The following is a 16,888-nucleotide window of genomic DNA, read 5'->3' as shown; positions in this document are numbered from 1 at the left end:
TGCCGCCCCTGCCGCCCGACCCGCCCAAGCCCGCCCCGGGCAGCGGCGACTGGGAGCGCAAGCTGGCCCACGGGCTGAGCTTTCTGCGCCGCCGGATCACCGGGGACTACGAGGTCGACGACTTCGGCTACGACCACGACCTGACCGAGCAGGTGCTGATGTCCCTGCTCCGCCCGCTGTCCGACAAGTACTTCCGGGTCGAGGTGAAGGGGATCGAGAACATCCCCGACAGCGGCGGCGCGCTCGTCGTCGCCAACCACTCCGGGGTGCTGCCGCTGGACGGACTGATGCTCCAGGTCGCGGTGCACGACAACCACCCGGCCGAGCGCCATCTGCGGCTGCTCGCGGCCGATCTGGTCTTCGTGCTGCCGGTCATCAACGAGCTGGCCCGCAAGGCCGGGCACACCCTCGCCTGCGCCGAGGACGCCCAGCTGCTGCTGGAGCGCGGCGAGGTGGTCGGGGTGATGCCGGAGGGCTTCAAGGGGATCGGCAAGCCGTTCTCGGAGCGGTACAAGCTGCAGCGCTTCGGGCGGGGCGGCTTCGTCTCGACGGCGCTGCGCGCGGGGGCGCCGATCGTGCCGTGCTCGATCGTGGGCGCGGAGGAGATCTACCCGATGGTGGGGAACGCCAAGACCCTGGCCCGGCTGCTCGGCATTCCTTACTTCCCGATCACGCCGACCTTCCCGCTGCTCGGGCCGCTGGGCGCGGTGCCGCTGCCGACGAAGTGGACCATCCAGTTCGGCGAGCCCATCCCCACCGACGGGCATCCGCCGGAGGCGGCGGACGACCCGATGCTGATGTTCAACCTGACCGACCAGGTACGAGAAACGATCCAGCACACGCTCTACAAGCTGCTCGTGCAGCGGCGGTCGGTGTTCTTCTGACGGCTACCCGGCCAGGGCTGTGATGCGGCGCGGCCACCCGGCCCGACGGACGGAGTCCGGCGCAGCCGCCCGAAGCCGGGGAGGCCCTCCAGGGCCGAGCCATGCGAGGGTGGCCGGAAGAGGGGCCGAGTTGCTGGTGCGGCGGCGGTCGGTGTTCTTCTGACGGCTTGGTCCCTGGGGGTGGTGTGCGCCGCACACCACCCCCAGGGCATTTTCACCTCGTGTCGTCGCCGTCGATGCTCAGGCCCGGCAGCAGGTCGGGCAGCAGCGGGGGAATCGTGATGTCCGGCTGGGACGGCTTGCTGCCCGGGTCGCCCTTGCCCGTGGACGGGCTGGGGCTCGATCCGCCGCCGAGCGGCGGGTCCAGCAGATCGCCGGCCCCGCCCACCAGGCCGCCGCTCTGGCTGTGGGTGCTCGCCGAGGACGACGGGTGCGCGTGGGGGGCCGTCTTCCCGTCCGTGCGGCTGCCGCTCGGGGTGGCCGAGGCGGACGCCGGGCGGTCGTCCGGGTCCATCCCGCCCGCGCGCTGCGGCGCATGGCCGGTCTGCGGGCCGGACTGGGCCTGCTGCTCCTTCTTCGTGGGCAGCAACGCCCGCAGCGGACCGACCTCTTGGTCTATGGCGTCGAAGACCGAGCTCACCTCGTCGCCGACGTCCATGAGCTGGACCGGCAGCTGCTCGCGCAGCCGGCTCCAGCCGTCGCGGTGGGCCTGGGAGAAGGTGGAGAGCTGCTGGATCGGGCCGAGCGAGCCGTCGCGCTGATAGACCTGGTGCAGCAGCCGATGGCCCTCGGAGGCGTCATGGCGCATCCCGGCCAGGACCCGGCGGATCTCGCCCAGCGAGTCATGGTCCAGATCGCCGGCGCGGGTCCGCTCCATCAGGCGGCGCGCCTCGCTCATCCGCGTGGACGCCTGGTCCAGATAGATCCGGCCCCGGTCGGCGTCGCCGTCCGCCATCTCCAGCTTGAGGTCTTCCATACCGCGCTTGAACCCGTAGAGGGTGTCGCCCGGCAGCGCGTTCGAGCTGGCCGCGGCGACGCCGCCGAACGCGCCCGCCGCCACGCCGACCGTGAGTCCCCCGGCCGCGAGCCCCTTGGACCAGCGGGAACGGGGGCGGAATCTTGCCACCGGGGGTTTGGCCCGGTGGGCGCCACTGGGGCGGCGGCGCTGCTCGGGCACGCGTGGCGCCCCTTCGGCGAAGGCCGCCTCCATGGCGGCGAGCAGCTGCGCCCGCTGGGTGACGCGGACCTCCGGGTCCAATGTCGGTGTCGGCAGCTCGCCCAGCCCGCTCGCCAGGGCCAGCAGCCGTCTCCGCTCGGCGCTCTCCGCCGATGGGGAACCTGGCTGCTGCTGCGGCGTCTCGTCCCGGGCGGCCTGGTGGTTGCTCTCCAGGGCCTCCAGGGCCTCCAGGGCCTTGGCGAAGGCGTTCGCCCGCCGGTGTGCCGTTACGTTCGCGATCACAGGCGGCACCTCCTCTCGTCGTGACGGTCGACTCCCCAGGACACCCGAGGGTTCCGTGCCATGCGCGCGTCCACCCGATCGAGTGAGTGGATCACTGGCAGGGTACGACCACAAGGCGCCTGCATCCCCCACAACGAGCGGCGCAGCACCCGGGTTACGCCCTCCCCGAGGGCCCTCCCGGCGGGCGGACGGACCGTGGCCGGGAGGCTACGGGCGGTCAGCGGGCGTCGTCCGGAAGGAGCCGGGCCAGAGTGCGGACGGCCCGGTACTGAAGTGTTTTGATCGCGCCCTCGTTCTTCCCCATGACCCGGGCGGTCTCGGCGACCGAGAGGCCCTGGAGGAAGCGGAGCGTCACGCACTCCTGCTGCTGCGGGTTGAGTTTTCGCACCGCCTGGAGCAGGGCGGCGTTGGACAGCGATTCGAGGACGGAGTCCTCGGGGCTGCGCTCGACCTCGTTGGCGTCCAGCATCTCGCCGGTGGTGACCTCCAGCCGGAAGCGGCTGGACTTGAAGTGGTCGGCGACGAGGTTGCGGGCGATGGTCACCAGCCAGGCGCCGAAGTCGCGGCCCTGCCAGGTGAAGGTGCCGATGCGGCGCAGGGCGCGCAGGAACGTCTCGCTGGTGAGGTCCTCGGCCGTGGCCCGGCCGCCCACGCGGTAGTAGATGTAGCGGTAGACCGTGTCGGCGTACTGGTCGTAGAGCCTGCCGAACGCCTCGGCCTCCCCGGACTGGGCGCGCTCGACGAGGTCCATCATGCGGCGGCTGTCGCTGTCGGCGCTTGGACGCCGGGCGGTGGGGGTGGAGCCGCGGGAGCGTCTGCCGACCGCGGCACCCCCGTCCGCCAGGGCGTAGCACGGACCGGCCTGGCCGGGGCGGTCGACCGTGCCGACGGCTGGGCTGACGGGCTGTGGGGTGGCGAGGGCGGGGACGGCATACGCGGTGGGGACGAAGCCGCGCAGACAGTCGAGGACCGTTGCGCGCAGCGTAGCCAGGCCCGAGGCGTCAACCCCGACGTGTGGGTACACGGGACTCCCAGAGGCAGAGCTTCCATCACGTGCAGTACGGGACCGTCACCCGCCGTAGGGACGTGTGGGTACCGGTTTGCGTCTAAGGAGAATAACGCTTCGTACAGGCGGCACTACACCCGGTTGCTCAAATCATCGTTTCCGTTCGCTCTGTTATGGATTGATGACACATCAAGTATCGAACGTGTACCGCCAATTGACCGGAATCGTTCGTGGGTTGTGCGATTGTGTGGCGTGTTGTGACAAAGTGGCGGTAAGGGGACTGGCGGGGGCGCTGTGGGGTAGGAAGTGCGGAATGACCGAAACAGGGCGGGCGCGTTCGGTTGTGTATCGAGGGGCACATCGTCACGGAGCGCGATCGACGGTCAGCCTTGACCGTCCTCGGTCACGGTCGTACGCAGGCGGTCAGCACCGCCCGAACGGGGCACTCCGGAAGGGGCTCAGCGGGAGGTCAGCGAGGGGATCGGGGGTCAGGCCGGAGTCGGAACGGGCCTCGGCCGCCGGTGGTCAGCGACGCCGGCGGTGCAGGGCCACGGCGGCCGCCGTGCCGCCCGCCACCGCGCCCACCCCGGCCGCCGCCGGAATGCCGATCTTGGCCGCTTTGCGCCCGGTGCGGTAGTCGCGCAGCCGCCAGCCGTGCTCACGGGCGTGCCTGCGCAGCCGGGTGTCCGGATTCACCGCGTACGGATGGCCCACGATCGACAGCATCGGAATGTCGTTCGCGGAGTCGCTGTAGGCCGCGCAGCGGGTCAGGTCCAGTCCCTCGGCCCCCGCCAGCGCCCGTACGGCCTCGGCCTTGGCCGGGCCGTGCAGCGGCTCGCCGACCAGCCGGCCGGTGTAGATGCCGCCCACCGACTCGGCCACCGTGCCCAGCGCCCCGGTCAGCCCCAGCCGCCGGGCGATGATCGTCGCGGTCTCGACCGGCGCGGCGGTCACCAGCCAGACCCGCTGCCCGGCGTCCAGATGGGCCTGGGCGAGGGCGCGGGTGCCGGGCCAGATGCGGTCGGCCATGTACTCGTCGTAGATCTCCTCGCCGATCGACATCAGCTCGGACACCCGGTGGCCCTTGACGATGGACAGGGCGCTGCTGCGCACGTCCTCCATGTGCGCCGGGTCCTCGACCCCGGCCATCCGGAACCAGGTCTGCTGCCAGGCGAAGCGGGCCAGTTCGCGCTTGCGGAAGAAGTGCCGCTTGTAGAGGCCACGGCCGAAGTGGAAGAGCGCGGCGCCCTGCATGACCGTGTTGTCCAGGTCGAAGAAGGCGGCGGCCCGCTCGTCCCCGACGACGGGGAACTCCGGCTCGGCGGGGGCCTGCGGTCCGGGGGTCTCGGCCGACGACTTGCGCGCGGCCTCGGCCGATGCCTCTCCGGCGAGGACACTCCGCTCGGTGGCGGGTCGTCGACGTCGGGTGAACCATCCCAGTGCGGCCATGGAGGGAGCATAGCCAGCGCTCCGGCGCATCCCGTTACGCCCGGGTGTCGGGCCGTTTCAGGTTAGGCGAAAGGGAGGCGCGCAAGGGTGGAACGGTCCCCGTGCGGCGGCCGGAATCAGCCGCCGAGCGCGGCGCGCAGCCGCTGGGGGTTCACCCGCCAGAAGTCGTGCTGCTCGCCGTCGATCAGCACCACCGGGATCTGCTCCCAGTAGGCGCGGTACAGCTCCTCGTCCTGGGTGATGTCCTTCTTCTCCCAGGGGGTGCCCAGCTCGCCGCAGACCTCCTCGACCACGGCCTCGGCGTCCTCGCACAGATGGCAGTCGGGCTTGCCGATCAGCGTGACCGTGCGCTCGGTGGGCTTCTTCCGCGGGGTGCGGCGCAACAACGGGCTCATGGCTACAAGTGTGCCCGCCTTTTTTCGGGGCTCGGTTCGCCTCCGGGCGCCTCAGCCTCCCCCGGCTACCGCTGGGAGGTGCCCCCGGCCAGAAGACCCCAGCGCTCCGATGCGCGATGGCGCCCGGGCCGCTGCCGACGAGTTCGGAAGTGGGCTCTCGGTCGATTACGATCGTGGGCGTTTTGTTGCTGTCCGGGGTAAAAAGGTGAGGAGTGAGGACCTGTGCTCCCGTCGGCGGCCCAGCGGGGCGAGCGTGTCCGCGGGGAACGGCGCGACGCAGGTAGTGGTTCCGCGGCTGGCTCGATAAGGCGCGTGACACCGGTCACTTTGCACGGACAAAGCGGACACCATCTTTGTGCACGCGTTCACAAAGACATAGCCTGCTGTCGATGGGGCGGTCATGAAACACCCGGCCGCCCGCAGCCTAGCTCTACCCGCAGGAGCACCGTGGCAACTGGCCGAACTCACCGACCGGCGACCCGCAGCCGAGGGATCCCCGAGGCCACCGTCGCCCGGCTACCGCTGTATCTGCGTGCGCTGACCGCTCTCTCCGAGCGCTCGGTGCCCACGGTGTCCTCGGAGGAGCTGGCCACCGCGGCCGGCGTCAATTCGGCCAAGCTGCGCAAGGACTTCTCCTATCTCGGTTCGTACGGCACCCGCGGTGTCGGCTACGACGTCGAGTACCTCGTCTACCAGATCTCGCGGGAGCTCGGGCTCACCCAGGACTGGCCGGTTGTGATCGTCGGCATCGGTAACCTCGGCGCCGCGCTCGCCAACTACGGCGGCTTCGCCTCCCGTGGCTTCCGGGTCGCCGCGCTGATCGACGCCGACCCCGCGATGGCCGGGAAGCCGGTCGCGGGCATCCCGGTGCAGCACACCGACGAGCTCGAGAAGATCATCACGGACAATGGCGTCTCGATCGGCGTCATCGCCACCCCGGCGGGCGCGGCCCAGCAGGTCTGCGACCGGCTCGTGGCCGCCGGGATCACCTCGATCCTCAACTTCGCGCCCACCGTGCTGTCCGTTCCGGACGGGGTGGACGTGCGCAAGGTCGATCTCTCGATCGAGCTGCAGATCCTTGCCTTCCACGAGCAGCGCAAGGCGGGCGAGGAGGTCAGCGCCCCCGAGGAGGCCGCGGGGGCGGTTCCACCGCCGCCCGTGACGCCCCATCGCGCGCCCTCCGGCGCCCCCGGCGTCGACAGCGGCCGGCAAGGACCTGACGGGGACGTGCCCGCCGTGATGCCGGCATGAGTCTCCTCGTCGTCGGACTGAGTCACCGCAGCGCGCCCGTGAGCGTGCTGGAGCGCGCCGCCCTGGTGGGGGACGAGCAGGCGAAGCTGGTGCAGGACACCCTCGCCGCCGAGCCCGCCACCGAGGCCGCGGTGCTGGCCACCTGCAACCGCATTGAGCTCTACGCCGACGTGGACAAGTTCCACGCCGGGGTCGCCGAGCTGTCCACACTGCTCGGCCAGCACACCGGCGTCGGACTGGACGAGCTCACCCCGTACCTCTACGTCCACTACGAGGACCGGGCCGTCCACCACCTGTTCTCGGTGACCTGCGGGCTGGACTCGATGGTCGTGGGCGAGGGCCAGATCCTCGGCCAGATCAAGGACGCGCTGGCGCTGGGGCAGGAGCTGCACACCGCCGGGCGGCTGCTGAACGATCTCTTCCAGCAGGCGCTGCGGGTCGGCAAGCGGGCCCACAGCGAGACCGGGATCGACCGGGCGGGCCAGTCACTGGTCACCTTCGGCCTGGAGCAGCTGGCCCAGGGCGCGCCGGTGGCGGAGTGGGCCCGGGGCAAGCGCGCCCTGGTGATCGGCGCCGGTTCGATGTCCTCGCTGGCCGCGGCGACGCTCGCGCGCGCCGGTGTATCAGAACTGGTGATCGCCAACAGGACGTTGGAGCGGGCGCTGCGCCTGGCCGAGTCCCTGGCCCAGCAGCACGCCGCCACCCCGGCCGCGATCATCCCCGCCGGTGAGGACGCCTCCGCCGATGCGGATACCGGTGCGGAAACGTTGCGCGAGGGCCTGGTGGCCCGCGCCGTGCCCCGGGACCGGGTCTCCGCCGAGCTGCCGCACGCCGACATCGTCGTGTCCTGTACGGGCGCGACCGGGCTGGTCCTGACCGCCGCCGAGCTGCGCACCGCGCTCGCCCAGCGCGCGGCCTGCCCGCCCGGGACGCACCCCGCCGGGGCGGACGTCTCGCTGCTGGACCTGGCGATGCCGCGCGACATAGACGCGGCGGCGCACCGGATCGAGGGGCTGCACCTGATCGACATCGAGTCCCTCGCCGAGGCGGCCGCCGAGCCGTCCGGCGCGCCGGGCTCGTCCGCCGGGGCGATGGCCGCCGACGTGGACAAGGTGCGGACCATCGTCTCCGAGGAGGTGGCCGCCTTCGGGGCGGCCCAGCGTGCCGCGCACATCACCCCGACGGTGGTCGCGCTGCGTACCATGGCGGCGGACGTCGTCGCCAGTGAGATCGCCCGCCTCGACGGGCGACTTCCCGATCTGGACGACAAGCAGCGGGCCGAGATCACGCAGACCGTGCGCCGGGTCGTCGACAAGCTGCTGCACGCGCCCACCGTGCGGGTCAAACAGCTCGCGAGCACTCCGGGAGGCGCCGGTTACGCGGACGCGCTGCGGGAGCTCTTCGACCTCGATCCGCAGGCGGTCGCCGCCGTCAGCCGCGCCGACGGCTCGGCCCGCACCGCAGAACCGAACGACCCGAAGGGAGGCCGGGCATGAACCCCACCCCCTCACCCGCCGCCTCCGGCGGCGCTCCGCCGCTGCGCCTGGGCACCCGCCGCAGCGCGCTCGCCATGGCCCAGTCCGGTCTGGTCGCGGACCTGGTCAGCGAGGTCACCGGGCGCCCCGTCGAGCTCGTCGAGATCACCACGTACGGCGACACCTCGCGGGAGCACCTGGCGCAGATCGGCGGTGCCGGCGTCTTCGTCTCGGCGCTGCGCGAGGCGCTGCTCAGGGGCGAGATCGACCTGGCCGTGCACTCGCTGAAGGACCTTCCCACCGCGGAGCCGGAGGGGCTGGCGCTGGCCGCGGTCCCGCGCCGCGAGGACCCGCGCGACGCGCTGATCGCCCGGGACGGGCTCACCTTCGCCCAGCTTCCGCCGGGGGCCCGGATAGGCACCGGATCCCCGCGCCGCGCGGCCCAGCTGAACGCGTGGGCCCGCTCCTTCGGCCTCGACATCGAGACCGTGCCGATACGCGGCAATGTCGACACCCGCATCGGCTACGTCCGCTCGGGACGGCTGGACGCCGTGGTGCTCGCCGCCGCCGGTCTGATCCGTCTGGGGCGGATCGGCGAAGCGACCGAGCTGCTCGATGCCGACCATGTTTTGCCCGCCCCCGGCCAGGGGGCCCTGGCAGTGGAGTGTGCCGCGTCCAACGTGGCGCTCACTGCCCGGCTCGCCGAGATCGACGACCCGTCCACACGGGTCGCCGTGACCGCCGAGCGATCCCTGCTCGCCGCCCTGGAGGCCGGCTGCAGCGCACCCGTGGGGGCGCTGGCCGACCTGTTGGGCGACGGTCAGGCTGTCACCGAAATGCGCCTGCGTGGCGTCGTCGGCACGCTCGACGGCACGACGCTGGTGCAGCTGTCCACCACCGGTCCCGTACCCGCATCGCCCAGTGAGGCCGCGGACCTCGGTCGCGTACTCGCCGCCGAGCTGCTCGCCAAGGGTGCGGCCGGTCTTATGGGGGAGCGAGCACTTTGAACCCCACCGCCCCGAATCACCCCGGCTGCGGACACGTCACCTTCCTCGGTGCGGGCCCCGGAGATCCGGGCCTGCTGACCTTGCGCGCCGTGGAGGCACTCGCCACCGCGGACGTGTTGATCGCCGACCCTCAAGTGCTCGACGTGGTGCGCAAGCACGTCAGGCCGGGCGTGGCCGCGGACGCTCAGGGCACGCCGCGGCAGGCGGACGCTGATGGGTCGTCAGGCACCGCCACCGTCCCGGTACTCAGGGACAGCGCCAATCTTGTCATGACGGCCGCGCGCGGCGGCAAGCGGGTCGTGCGCGCGGTCGCGGGCGACCCCGGCCTCGACGGATACGCCGCCGACGAGATGCTCGCCTGCGCCGCCGAGGGCATCGTCTTCGAGGTGGTGCCCGGTGTGGCCGCCGCGGTGGGCGTGCCCGCCTACGCGGGCGTGCCGCTGCGGGACGCCCACAGCGCGGATGTGCGCTTCGTGGACGCCCTGAGCGCCGACGAGCGCTGCTGGAGCGAGATCGGCTCGTCCGACGCGACCGCCGTGGTCTCCGCGACCCTGGAGACGGTGGCCGCCGCCGCGGGTGAGCTGGTGTCCGCGGGCCGCAAGCCGGACACCCCGCTCACCGTCACCGTCGCGGGCACCACCACCCGCCAGCGGACCTGGACCGCGACGCTGGGGACTATCGCCCAGGTGCTGAAGGCGGCGAAGGTACTGCCGTCGCCGCAGGGCGCCCAGCCGGTGATAGCCGTGGTCGGCGAGCAGAGCGCGGCCGGCCGGCGCGATCAGCTGTCATGGTTCGAGTCCAAGCCGCTGTTCGGCTGGAAGGTCCTGGTGCCGCGCACCAAGGAGCAGGCCGCCTCGCTCTCCGATCAGCTGCGCGGCTACGGCGCGGTGCCCAGTGAGGTGCCGACCATCGCCGTGGAGCCGCCGCGCACCCCGCAGCAGATGGAGCGCGCGGTCAAGGGCCTGGTCACCGGGCGCTATGAGTGGATCGCCTTCACCTCGGTCAACGCGGTCAAGGCGGTGCGCGAGAAGTTCGAGGAGTACGGGCTCGACGCCCGCGCGTTCGCCGGGATCAAGGTCGCGGCGGTGGGCGAGCAGACCGCCACGTCGCTGATCGAGTTCGGTGTGAAGCCGGATCTGGTGCCCAGCGGTGAGCAGTCCGCGGCCGGGCTGCTGGAGGACTGGCCGCCGTACGACCCGGTCTTCGACCCGATCGACCGGGTGTTCCTGCCGCGCGCCGACATCGCCACCGAGACCCTGGTCGCCGGGCTGATCGAGCTGGGCTGGGAGGTCGACGACGTGACCGCGTACCGCACCGTGCGCGCCTCGCCGCCGCCGGCCGAGACCCGTGAGGCCATCAAGGGCGGCGGGTTCGACGCGGTGCTCTTCACCTCGTCGTCCACCGTGCGGAACCTCGTCGGCATCGCGGGCAAGCCGCACAATGTCACCGTCATCGCCTGTATCGGCCCGGCCACCGCGAAGACCGCGGAGGAGCACGGACTGCGGGTGGATGTGCTGTCGCCCGAGCCCTCGGTGCTCAAGCTGGCCGAGGCGCTCGCGGACTTCGGGGCGGCGCGGCGGCAGGCCGCGCTCGAGGCCGGGGAGCCGGTCACCCGCCCGAGCGAGCGACGGCCTGGTTCGCGAAGGAGGGCACGCTCTTGAGCATCTCGTACGGCAGCTTCCCCGGTACGCGGCCGCGCCGGCTGCGCACCACGCCCGCGATGCGGCGCATGGTCGCGGAGACCCGGCTGCACCCGGCCGAGCTGATCCTGCCCGCGTTCGTCCGCGAGGGCGTGACCGAGCCGGTGCCGCTGCGGTCGATGCCGGGCGTGGTCCAGCACACCCGGGACACGCTGCGGAAGGCGGCGGCCGAGGCGGTCGCCGCGGGGATCGGCGGGATCATGCTCTTCGGGGTGCCGGAGGAGTCCAAGAAGGACGCGGTCGGCACCCCCGGCACCGATCCCGACGGCATCCTCCAGGTGGCCATCCGGGACGTGCGCGCCGAGGTCGGCGACGACCTCGTGATCATGTCCGATCTGTGCCTGGACGAGCACGTCGACCACGGCCACTGCGGGGTCCTGGACGCCGAGGGCCGGGTGGACAACGACGCCACGCTGGAGCGGTACGCGGAGATGGCACGCGTCCAGGCCGACGCGGGCGTCCACACCGTGGGCCCCAGCGGGATGATGGACGGGCAGGTCCGGGTGATCCGCGAGGCGCTGGACGGCGCCGGGCACCAGGACGTCTCGATCCTCGCCTACACCGCGAAGTACGCCTCCGCTTTCTACGGCCCGTTCCGCGAGGCGGTGGGCTCCTCGCTGAAGGGCGACCGCAAGACCTACCAGCAGGACCCGGCCAACGCCCGCGAGTCGCTGCGCGAACTGGAGCTGGACCTGGCCGAGGGCGCGGACATGGTCATGGTCAAGCCGGCCCTGCCGTACCTGGACATCCTGCGGCAGATCGCCGACGCCGTGGACGTGCCGGTGGCCGCGTACCAGATCTCCGGTGAGTACGCGATGGTCGAGGCGGCCGCGGCCAACGGCTGGATCGACCGCGACCGCGCCATCATGGAGACGCTGACCTCGGTGCGGCGCGCGGGCGCGGGGATGATCCTCACCTACTGGGCGACCGAGGTGGCCCAGCGGCTGAACCGCGGGGAGTGACACTCCACCGCGGGGAATGACCACGAGGCCGGGGGCGCGGAGCCCCCGGCCTTCGCGTCACCGGGCCCGCCCCTCTTCATGTCGCTCATACGGCGATCACCGGCCCCTGACCACGAAGTCGGCGGCCGCCCGCCCGGGGGCCACCAGCCGGGCGTTGGCCTCGTCGGAGGTGAGGACGAAGCGCTCGGCCTCGTCGTGCGGCTTGCCGAACCGCTCATGGCGCTCGATCAGCCGGCGCACCCGCTCCTCGCTGTCCAGGTCGACCCACCAGGTCTCGTCCAGCAGCTCGCGCACCGGGAGCCAGGGCGCCTCGCCGAGGAGCAGATAGTTGCCCTCGGTGATCACCAGCGGGATCTCCGGCGGCACCGGAATGGTGCCCGCGACCGGCTGTTCGAGCTCGCGGTCGAACCCCGGCGCGTAGACGACCTCCTCGGTGCGCGGCGCCCGCAGCCGCCGCAGCAGCGCGGTGTAGCCGTACGGATCGAAGGTCTCCGGCGCGCCCTTGCGGCCGATCAGGCCGAGCCTGCGCAACTCGGCGTCGGCGAGGTGGAAGCCGTCCATGGGCACCAGGACGGCCCGGTCGGCGCCGAGGGCGTCGACCAGGTGCTCGGCGAGGGTGGTCTTACCGGCCCCGGGTGGTCCGGCGATGCCGAGCAGACGGCGGCCGCCTGCGTCGGCGAGGCGCTGAGCGCGGTCAAGGAGGTGCTGGGGAATCATGGCGGGCGCTTTCGGCACGTCGGGTTCGGTGCGCGAGGCAGGCTATCCGGAGGCGGCGACGAGGCGGTGCTCGACTGCCGACTGTGGTGACTGCCAACTGTAATGACCGCCAACTGTCGTATGAGCGCGCTAGGTTGAGGCCGTTCGCTCCCTTCGCGTTCCTCAGCAGAGAGGCAATGCTCGTGCGCTCACGCACCAGATGGAGACGTATCGTCTCGTCCGCCGCCACCGGCCTCATCGCGGTGACGGGACTCCTCGGGGCCGTCGCCGCCCCGGCCCACGCGGTCCCGGAAACCGCCGTAGGGGCCGTCACCTCCTACACGTACACCAGCGCCTCCGTCGATGACTGGATCGGATGGGGCGGTTCCGGCTCCTATACCGCGCCGAGCGACACCATCGAGATCAACGGCACCGCGCGGTACCTGACGGTCAGTGTGTCCAACGCGAACGACTTCTGGGACATCGGCCTCGCCGCCCCCGAGGGCGAGACCCTGCACCCCGGTGTCTACCACGACGCCGAGCGCGCCCTCTCCCGCACGGGCCGCGCCCCGGGCCTGGACGTGTCGGGCAATGGGCGCGGCTGCAACGAGGTCTACGGGCAGTTCGCCATCGATCAGATCGAGACGGACGCGTCGGGTGCGGTCACCTCGCTGGAGGCGACCTTCACGCAGAACTGCGACTGGGCGGCCGCCCCGGCCCTTCAGGGCACTGTGAGGTTCCAGGCCCGCCCGCTGTCGTACGCCTACACCAGCGACCACGGCGACTACATTGGCGGCGGCCGCTCCAATGACTACACCGGCTCCACTTCCATCTTCGGGCTGAGCGGCAGCGGTGCCCCCATGAACACCATCAATTACAGCGTCTCCGGCAAACGGGACAACTGGTCGGTCCGGATGGCCGCACCCAGTGGCCAGTCTTTGGAAGCCGGGAAGACCTACCGGACGACCGGGCTCGGTGGTGACGATACGGCCCGTCTGGAAGCCGGCGGCAACGGACACGGCTGCAGCCGCAGTAACGGCGACTTGACCATCACCGAGCTCTCGTACGACGCGGCAGGCAAGATCGCCACCTTCGCCGCCACTTTCACTCAGCACTGCGAGGGCGTCGAGCCCGCGCTGCACGGCACGATCCACTATCTGGCCTGACGCCCCGGCGCATAGGCGCACCCGGGGGAATTTCCAGGAAATCTCGGCAGAGGGCACATCCATCGGGCCCTCTCGGACGTCTGACCAGGGAGCGGCCCTGTGATGCGGCCGCAGGCCAGGGGCATTTGGAGATATTCACGTTGAAAACCGGCATGAAGGGTCTACGTCGCGTATCCGCGGTCACGATCACCGCTGGAGCCGTGCTGACGGCGGGGGCGTTCACCGCCTCCGCGCAGGCCGCGACGACCGCAAGTCCCACGATCGCCGCCAAGGGCGGGTTCGTGATGAACAACGCCACGGGGAAGAGCCTGTTCACCAAGGCCGCGGACACCCGTCTTTCCACCGGCTCCACCACCAAGATCATGACCGCCCGGGTGGTGCTCGCGCAGCCGAACCTCAACCTGGACGCCAAGGTCACGGTCCAGAAGGCGTACAGCGACTACATCGTCGACAACAACTGGGCCTCCTCGGCCAAGCTGATCGTCGGCGACAAGGTCACCGTCCGCCAGCTGCTGTACGGGCTGATGCTCCCGTCCGGCTGTGACGCGGCGTACGCGCTGGCGGACAAGTTCGGCACGGGTTCCACCCGGGTCGCGCGGGTGAAGTCGTTCATCGGCAAGATGAACACCACAGCCAAGTCCCTCGGGCTGACGAACACCCACTTCGACTCGTTCGACGGCATCGGGCACGGCGCCAACTACTCGACGCCGCGCGATCTGACCAAGCTGGCCAGCAGCGCGATGAAGTACTCCACGTTCCGCTCGGTCGTGAAGACGAAGTCGACCAAGCAGAAGGTGACCACGAAGAGCGGCGGCTACCGCTACATGTCGTGGACCAACACCAACAACCTGCTGGGCAGCTACTCGGGCACCATCGGCGTCAAGACCGGCTCGGGGCCGGAGGCCAAGTACTGCCTGGTCTTCGCCGCCACCCGGAACGGGAAGACGATGATCGGCACCGTCCTCGCCTCCACCTCGGTGGACAACCGCACGAAGGACGCGAAGAAGCTGATGGACTACGGCTTCAGCAGGTAGCCGTCACCCGCGGCACAGCAAGGGGCCTGCCCCGCGAACCCATCGGGTCGCGGGGCAGGCGCGCGGTCAGGGCCCCGGCGCCGTGCTCAGCGCACCGCGTTCCAGGAGTGCGCCACGTCCACCACGACATGCCCGTCGGTCTGGAAGACCCGGAACGGCAGCCGTGCCCGCACCCCGAGGCCGACCTGGGTCTCACCCTCGAAGCTGGCGCCGAAGCGGGTGTCCCGGAAGGTCTGGTAGCCGGAGATGTCCACGCCCGGCAGCGGCTTGCGCGCCCGCCCCGGGTACGACTCCGCGCCGCTGCCCGGGTCGTAGCTTGGCGCGGACACATGGATGTCCAGGATCGCCCCGCCGCGGACCGGGATCTCCTCGCCGGAGCCGTCCTGGTACAGGGTGTTCACATACCCCACGCGGTAGCCGACGCGATCGGCGGCCGTGGCCCCCTTCACGTCGAACACGATGCGGTCGTAGCACGCGTGCCGGCCCGTCCTGATGTTCCCCAGCGGTGCGTGTCCCGCCGGCTGGGCCGTCTTCTCGCCGCTGCCCCAGCCGGTCTCACAGGTCGTCGCCGCCTTGGCCGCGGTCGGCGTGACGGCCCCGGCCGTCCCCGCCGTCGCCGCCAGCGCGCCGCCCGCGAGCACCATCGCCGCGAGTGCGGTCCCCCACCGTCGCATGGTCAAGCCCCCAATGGTCTGTTGTCTGTTGTCTGTCGATGACAGGTGATTCACGGGGTTGGACAGGCCGGGGCGGTGAGAGGTTGTCCCGGTCCGGGAAATGTGTCCCGAATGCTACGTGCGCGGGGGCATTCATGGCAGTCGCCCGGGGGTTTTCCCCCGAGCGGGTCGGCCGGTTGCCCGGATGGGACGGGAAGGGCGGTTCGACAAGGCTTGTGCACATGAGACCGACGACCGGCAGAACCGCCGCACTGGCCCTCGCCACCGCCGCCACCGCCTCCCTCCTCGGGGTCGCTTCCGCGAACGCGACCCCGGACCCGCCGGCCGACCCGACCGCCACCGCGCTCGACTGGGGCGCCTGCGAGGGCACCGGGCTCGACCCCCGTCAGGAATGCGCCACGCTCAAGGTGCCGCTGGACTACCGCGATCCCGGCGGCAAGCGGATCTCCCTCGCCGTCTCCCGCATCCCCAGCGAGCGGCCGCGGGCCCGCCGGGGCGCCCTGCTGCTGATCCCGGGCGGCCCCGGATCGCCTGGGCTGGGCCGGCCCAGCACGCTCGGCAAGCGGCTGCCGAAGTCGGTGCGGGACGCGTACGACGTCGTCAGCTTCGACCCGCGCGGCCTGGGGAAGTCCACGCACACCGGATGTGATCTGAACCGCGCGGATCTGTCGCTGCTCGCCTCCCGCCCCTGGCCCGCCCCCGGCGGGGACATCACGCGGAACATCACCACCGGCCGCCGCATCGCCGACACCTGCGCTCGCAACGGCGGCGAGCTGTTGCGCACCATCAGCACCGTCAACGAGGCGCGGGACATCGACAGCGTCCGCCGGGCGCTCGGCGAGCGGAAGCTGTCCGCGTGGGGCGTCTCGTACGGGACGTATGTGGGCTCCGTCTACGCGCAGATGTTCCCCGAGCACACCGACCGCTGGGTGCTGGACAGCAATGACGACCCGAACCCGGAGCGGGTGGAGCGCGGCTGGCTGGCCAACTACGCCGTGGGCGTCGAGGACACCTTCCCCGACTTCGCCGCGTGGGCCTCCGCGCCCGACAGCCCCGTGCGGCTCGCCGAGACCCCCGACGGGGTGCGGCGGCGGGTCCTGGAGCTCGCCGCCCGGCTGGACGCGAAGCCGCTGCCGTGGCCCGGCGCCAACCCGCCCGAGCTGAACGGCAACGCACTGCGCCAGAGCATGCTGAACGCCCTGTACTCCCGGGACGACTTCGAGAGCCTGGCCCAGCTGATCGTCGACGCGGACGCGGGCAAGGCGCCCGCCGAGGCACCGGCCGACCCCTCGCAGGACGCCGCGGCCGTGTCCCTCGCGACCATCTGCAACGACGTGGAGTGGCCGACCTCGCTGCCCGGCTACGCGCGGGATGTCGCAGCCAGCCGCAAGAGCCACCCGCTCACCGCGGGCATGCCGGTGAACGTCACGCCGTGCACGCTCTGGCATGACGAGCCGCGGGACAAGCCGGTGCGGATCACCGACCAGGGGCCGTCGAACGTCCTGCTGGTGCAGAACAAGCGCGATGTGGCCACCCCGTACAGCGGCGCGCTCAACCTGCGGCGGGCTTATCGAGACCGGGCCCGGATGGTCGGCGTGGACGCGATGGGGCATGGCGCGGCGTATGTGGAGAACGGCAGCGCCTGCGCGGACCGGAGGGTGACGGACTTCCTGCTGACCGGTGAGCGGCCGAAGCGCGATGTGCTCTGCCCGTGACGCGGGTGACGAGCC

General features: G+C 71.6%; 15 protein-coding genes. 9 read left to right on the top strand and 6 right to left on the bottom strand.

Translation table 11 applies throughout. The features are described from left to right. Window positions 1–884 (top strand): lysophospholipid acyltransferase family protein (locus GWI24_RS05545; RefSeq protein ID WP_210944772.1); only part of this gene is annotated, 884 nt, incomplete at its 5' end. A gap of 214 nt (window positions 885–1,098) precedes the next feature. Here the strand turns inward: GWI24_RS05545 and GWI24_RS05540 are convergent. From GWI24_RS05540 to GWI24_RS05525, 4 genes are all read right to left on the bottom strand, one after another. Further along, complete coding sequence (locus GWI24_RS05540) at window positions 1,099–2,343, bottom strand: DUF5667 domain-containing protein (RefSeq protein WP_210944771.1); 1,245 nt, start codon at window positions 2,341–2,343, stop codon at window positions 1,099–1,101. Window positions 2,344–2,560: 217 nt separating this feature from the next. Next, window positions 2,561–3,367, bottom strand: a complete 807-nt coding sequence (locus tag GWI24_RS05535) for an ECF subfamily RNA polymerase sigma factor, BldN family (RefSeq protein ID WP_210944770.1) — start codon at window positions 3,365–3,367, stop codon at window positions 2,561–2,563. A gap of 507 nt (window positions 3,368–3,874) precedes the next feature. Further along, window positions 3,875–4,798 (bottom strand): HAD family phosphatase, encoded by a 924-nt coding sequence (locus GWI24_RS05530; protein WP_210944769.1) that lies wholly within the window; start codon window positions 4,796–4,798, stop codon window positions 3,875–3,877. A 116-nt stretch (window positions 4,799–4,914) separates the two neighbouring features. Continuing rightward, window positions 4,915–5,193: a glutaredoxin family protein gene (locus GWI24_RS05525; protein WP_210944768.1), complete on the bottom strand. Its 279-nt coding sequence runs from the start codon at window positions 5,191–5,193 to the stop codon at window positions 4,915–4,917. 447 nt (window positions 5,194–5,640) lie between these two features. On the opposite strand from GWI24_RS05525, the gene GWI24_RS05520 reads away from it, so the two are divergent. Genes GWI24_RS05520 through hemB form a run of 5 tightly spaced genes read left to right on the top strand, consistent with a single transcriptional unit; the run spans window position 5,641 to window position 11,588 of the window. Further along, on the top strand, window positions 5,641–6,444 hold the full coding sequence (locus tag GWI24_RS05520; protein WP_210944767.1) for a redox-sensing transcriptional repressor Rex: 804 nt from the start codon (window positions 5,641–5,643) through the stop codon (window positions 6,442–6,444). Continuing rightward, on the top strand, window positions 6,441–7,940 hold the full coding sequence (locus GWI24_RS05515) for a glutamyl-tRNA reductase (protein WP_210944766.1): 1,500 nt from the start codon (window positions 6,441–6,443) through the stop codon (window positions 7,938–7,940). The genes GWI24_RS05520 and GWI24_RS05515 overlap by 4 nt, the downstream gene beginning before the upstream one ends. After that, window positions 7,937–8,926, top strand: coding sequence for a hydroxymethylbilane synthase (gene hemC / locus GWI24_RS05510; RefSeq protein ID WP_210944765.1), 990 nt, complete (start codon window positions 7,937–7,939; stop codon window positions 8,924–8,926). Before GWI24_RS05515 ends, hemC begins: the two co-directional genes overlap by 4 nt. After that, window positions 8,923–10,587: a bifunctional uroporphyrinogen-III C-methyltransferase/uroporphyrinogen-III synthase gene (locus GWI24_RS05505; RefSeq protein WP_210944764.1), complete on the top strand. Its 1,665-nt coding sequence runs from the start codon at window positions 8,923–8,925 to the stop codon at window positions 10,585–10,587. Before hemC ends, GWI24_RS05505 begins: the two co-directional genes overlap by 4 nt. Then, entirely contained in the window at window positions 10,584–11,588 is a 1,005-nt protein-coding gene (gene hemB, locus GWI24_RS05500; protein ID WP_210944763.1) for a porphobilinogen synthase, read from the top strand. The genes GWI24_RS05505 and hemB overlap by 4 nt, the downstream gene beginning before the upstream one ends. A 96-nt stretch (window positions 11,589–11,684) precedes the next feature. Here the strand turns inward: hemB and GWI24_RS05495 are convergent, their stop codons facing one another. Beyond that, on the bottom strand, window positions 11,685–12,305 hold the full coding sequence (locus GWI24_RS05495) for a nucleoside/nucleotide kinase family protein (protein ID WP_210944777.1): 621 nt from the start codon (window positions 12,303–12,305) through the stop codon (window positions 11,685–11,687). 182 nt (window positions 12,306–12,487) lie between these two features. On the opposite strand from GWI24_RS05495, the gene GWI24_RS05490 reads away from it, so the two are divergent. Next, window positions 12,488–13,450: a hypothetical protein gene (locus GWI24_RS05490; RefSeq protein WP_210944762.1), complete on the top strand. Its 963-nt coding sequence runs from the start codon at window positions 12,488–12,490 to the stop codon at window positions 13,448–13,450. A 152-nt stretch (window positions 13,451–13,602) separates the two neighbouring features. Then, entirely contained in the window at window positions 13,603–14,484 is an 882-nt protein-coding gene (locus GWI24_RS05485) for a D-alanyl-D-alanine carboxypeptidase family protein (protein WP_210944761.1), read from the top strand. A gap of 86 nt (window positions 14,485–14,570) precedes the next feature. Here GWI24_RS05485 and GWI24_RS05480 read toward each other — a convergent pair whose 3' ends face one another. After that, the gene (locus GWI24_RS05480; RefSeq protein ID WP_210944776.1) at window positions 14,571–15,158 is read right to left on the bottom strand and encodes a hypothetical protein; all 588 of its coding nucleotides are present in this window, start codon (window positions 15,156–15,158) and stop codon (window positions 14,571–14,573) included. A gap of 221 nt (window positions 15,159–15,379) precedes the next feature. Between GWI24_RS05480 and GWI24_RS05475 the strand changes: the two genes are divergently transcribed. Then, window positions 15,380–16,873 (top strand): alpha/beta hydrolase, encoded by a 1,494-nt coding sequence (locus GWI24_RS05475; protein WP_210944760.1) that lies wholly within the window; start codon window positions 15,380–15,382, stop codon window positions 16,871–16,873. The last annotated feature ends 15 nt before the right edge of the window (window positions 16,874–16,888 follow it).

Source organism: Streptomyces sp. MK37H (assembly GCF_018035285.1).
GTDB classification, from domain to species: Bacteria; Actinomycetota; Actinomycetes; order Streptomycetales; family Streptomycetaceae; genus Streptomyces; species Streptomyces endocoffeicus.
Note: the sequence above shows the minus strand (reverse complement) of the source record. Positions and strands in the feature narration are given on the sequence as shown.

Coding starts and splice junctions, on each gene's coding strand:
- GWI24_RS05495 (WP_210944777.1), bottom strand. CDS start 12,305: ATGATTCCCCAGCACCTCCTTGACCGCGCTCAGCGCCTCGCCGACGCA.
- GWI24_RS05480 (WP_210944776.1), bottom strand. CDS start 15,158: ATGCGACGGTGGGGGACCGCACTCGCGGCGATGGTGCTCGCGGGCGGC.
- GWI24_RS05485 (WP_210944761.1), top strand. CDS start 13,603: ATGAAGGGTCTACGTCGCGTATCCGCGGTCACGATCACCGCTGGAGCC.
- GWI24_RS05525 (WP_210944768.1), bottom strand. CDS start 5,193: ATGAGCCCGTTGTTGCGCCGCACCCCGCGGAAGAAGCCCACCGAGCGC.
- GWI24_RS05515 (WP_210944766.1), top strand. CDS start 6,441: ATGAGTCTCCTCGTCGTCGGACTGAGTCACCGCAGCGCGCCCGTGAGC.
- hemC (WP_210944765.1), top strand. CDS start 7,937: ATGAACCCCACCCCCTCACCCGCCGCCTCCGGCGGCGCTCCGCCGCTG.
- GWI24_RS05475 (WP_210944760.1), top strand. CDS start 15,380: ATGAGACCGACGACCGGCAGAACCGCCGCACTGGCCCTCGCCACCGCC.
- GWI24_RS05530 (WP_210944769.1), bottom strand. CDS start 4,798: ATGGCCGCACTGGGATGGTTCACCCGACGTCGACGACCCGCCACCGAG.